The sequence below is a fragment of the Kitasatospora sp. NPDC047058 genome, assembly GCF_040643935.1.
Classification (GTDB): domain Bacteria; phylum Actinomycetota; class Actinomycetes; order Streptomycetales; family Streptomycetaceae; genus Kitasatospora.
Map to the genome: position 1 here is coordinate 1 of NZ_JBEYVJ010000608.1, position 3,124 is coordinate 3,124.

2 protein-coding genes are annotated in these 3,124 nt (G+C 76.3%); both read right to left on the minus strand.

The window, feature by feature from the left end; translation table 11 throughout:
• A partial coding sequence (locus tag ABZ885_RS38185) for a histidine kinase (RefSeq protein WP_360199343.1) occupies positions 1 to 1,918 on the minus strand: 1,918 nt, incomplete at its 3' end.
• Positions 1,919 to 2,111: 193 nt separating this feature from the next.
• Positions 2,112 to 3,124, minus strand: a 1,013-nt coding sequence (locus tag ABZ885_RS38190; protein ID WP_360199345.1) for a pyroglutamyl peptidase, incomplete at its 5' end; no start/stop codon positions are given.

The following is a 3,124-nucleotide window of genomic DNA, read 5'->3' on the forward strand; positions in this document are numbered from 1 at the left end:
CAGCCCGACCAGGACGGCGCAGGTGATGGCGGAGGCCATCGCGTGCACGGAGGGGAAGGCCGGGCCCCCGGCGTGCGAGACCGGGTCGGCGACTGAGGCGGGCGGCGGTCGCGCCCGAGTGGCGGACCACGTTGTTGAGCGCCTCGCCGCTGATCCGGTAGACGGCGACCTCGACGGCGGCGGGCAGCGCGGGCAGCGGGTCGGGTTGCAGGTCGAGGGTGACCCGCAGCGACTCGCTGCCGAGGGCCTCGGCGAGCCGGCGGAGTGCACCGGTCAGGCCCTCGCCGTCGAGGGAGGCGGGGGCCAGCCCGTCGGTGATCCGGCGGAGTTCGGTGATCGCCTGGCCGATACCGCTGGAGGCGGCGGTGAGCGAGGCGGCCGTGGTGGAACCGTCGGGCAGGCCGGTCCGGACGGCGTCGATCCGCAGGCGCAGGCCGGAGAGGGCCGGTCCGAGGCCGTCGTGGAGGTCGTGACGGAGCCGGCGGCGTTCCTCCTCACGGGCCAACACGAGCTGCTGGCGGCTGGCCTGGAGATCCTCGTAGAGACCGAGCGAGGCGATCGCGGGCGAGGCCTGGTCGGCGAGGAGGCGGAGCACGGCGCAGTCCTGCCGGTCCAGCTCGGACAGCCCGCGGCGCGGCGGCACCAGCAGCTCGCCGATCCCGGCACCCTCGTAGGTGAGCGGGAAGCTCTCGCCGGGCGGGTCGGCCGGCCCGATCCGGGCCAGCTCACGGGGCCCGGCCCGGGTCCGTACCCGGACCGCGGCGGCCGGCAGCCCGAGCGCCTCCACCACCGTCCGGCAGAGCAGCGGCGGGGCGTCCGCCGGGTTGACGGCGTGGCTCATCCGCTCCGCCAGCTCCCGCACCAGCTGGTACGGGTGGGCCCGCTCGCCGTAGTAGTACCGGTCCACGGCACGCCCCACGCCCCGCGCGGCCGGCCGCAGCAGCGCACCCAGGGCCGCGGCGGTCACCACCTGCCACCACCGCGCGCCGGCGCCGGTGCCGGGCTGCACACGGTGCGTCACGTAGACCGCGAGCAGGGCGCCGACGAACACCAGGGTGCCGTAGGCGTAGGCGGCCAGGTAGCGCCGGGTGACCCGGTCCAGGGAGAGCTCGCGGTCGCGGCGGAAGGCGGCGATCGGCACCAGCATCCAGGCCGCCTCCCCGGCCACGAGGACCGCGTACGGCAGCCACCCGGGGTAGTCGCCGACGTAGTGCGGGACGATGGTCAGCGCTGCCCAGACCAGGTAGGCGGCCACCACCGCGCGCAGGTGCGGGTGCGGCCCGGGCGAGCGCCACCAGCGGACCGCCGCCACCGTCAGGGTGAACGCCAGGCTCGCGGTGAAGGCGTCGAAGGCGTACCGGCTGAACCACTCTGCCGACCAGCTGTACAGCGCGGTGGTGTGGAGCGGGTTGGGCAGGGTGTACCACTGGGTCTCCCTGCCGGTGTCCGAGAAGGCGAGCGCGACGCTCCAGCCGGCCACCAGGACGGTGACGGAGCGCCAGATCCCGCCGGGCAGGCGCGCGTCGGGGAGCCAGAGCGGGAAGGCCACCACCAGGAAGGCGTTGGTGATGCTGGTGGCCAGCACCAGCGCCGTGATCGCCTCGACGGCCGCCGGCCCGGCACCGGCCAGCGCGGCGGCCAGTATCACCACCATGCGCAGTGCCTGGAGCACTCCGGTGACCAGCAGCAGCACGCCCAGGGCCCGGCCGTTCCGGTTGACCACCAGGAACAGGCCGGCGAGCGTGAACGTCAGGCCGAGCGCGAGCCAGACGCCGTCGAGGAAGTAGTTCCCGCTGACGTCCTCCACCCCGGGGTGGGTGAGCACGAGGAGCGACCACACCGCCGCGCACACCAGCGCGGTCCCGGCGGCCGCCAGGGCGCTGGTGGTGCCGGCGTCGCCGGTGCCGAACCCTCTCATCCGCTCACCTCCCGGACGGGGCCCATGCTGCCGGGCCCGCGGTCCCGAGCGCACGGGCCACCGGTCCCGGAACGACCGGGACCGGTGGGCCTGTGCGTCCCCGGGTGGCACGGGTGCCGGCGCGGGGCGGCTCAGCGGACGGGGCGGCGGGTAGGGCGGCTCAGCGGCGGGTCGGCTCAGGACGCGGGGCGGCTCAGGGGGTGGCGTGGCGCAGGATGTCCAGCACCTCGCCGGTGATGGCGGTTTCGTTCCGCTCGAAGTCGGGCCCGGTGAGCTGGTCGGACTGCGCCGGCAGACCCGTGAGCACGGGGGTGTGCAGGTGGCCGCCCGGCAGGGCCGGGGCGAGCTCGAGCCGCAACCGGTTGGAACGGTAGGCGACCTCGTTGGAGAGGTACCCGCCGCCGCCCCCGGCCACGGCGCGCGAGCCGGGGGTCGGGCCGTCCTCGCGGTCCACCGGCTGCGCGCCGCCGGCCGGGATCTCGGTGACGGCGGTGTTCAGCCGGACCGGGAACGGCTGCTGGACGGCGGTCATCCCCTCGGTGGGCAGCGTGGTGGCGATGAACTCCGCCCCGGGGCCGAGGCCCGGGGCGGTGACCGGGTGCTCGCGGGTGCCGCCGGCGAGGGCGTCGGCGTTGTCCGGGTACGGGTCCGCGGAGCGGGCGCGGCCTGCCCAGGCCTCCAGGGTGAACAGCCCCGGATAGCCCTGGCTGATCGTGGTGATCTGGTCGGCGGCGCGCGGCCCGGACGTGAGGCGCGGGCCGAAGGCGCGCTCGACGATGCCGCGGTCGAAGTCGCCGTAGCGCACCGGCAGCACGACGGCGCGGATCTCGGCCCGGGTGCCGTCGGCCAGGGTGACCCGCCGGCCGTTCAGCTGGAGGACGGCCGAGCCGGACGGGTTGGCCCGGCGCAGCTCGTCGTCCAGGCCGAACGGGTCGAAGCCGCTGACGAACACCCGTCGCACGCCCGGGCTGCCGCTGAAGCCGTTGTCCCGCAGCCCCCGCGAGGCGTCCTCGAACCGCTGCCGCAGCCGGCCGGTGCCCACGGTGAAGTCGGGCCGCCACTGGGCGAGCCGGACGGTCATGGCCAGCCGGGTCCAGTACAGCGGGCGGTCGTCCCGCTCGGGCAGGTCCCCGCCGCCGCGCCGGCCCTGGGCCCGGTCGACCGCCGCCTGCCAGAGCGCCTCGCCCCAGGCGTCGACCAGCCGCT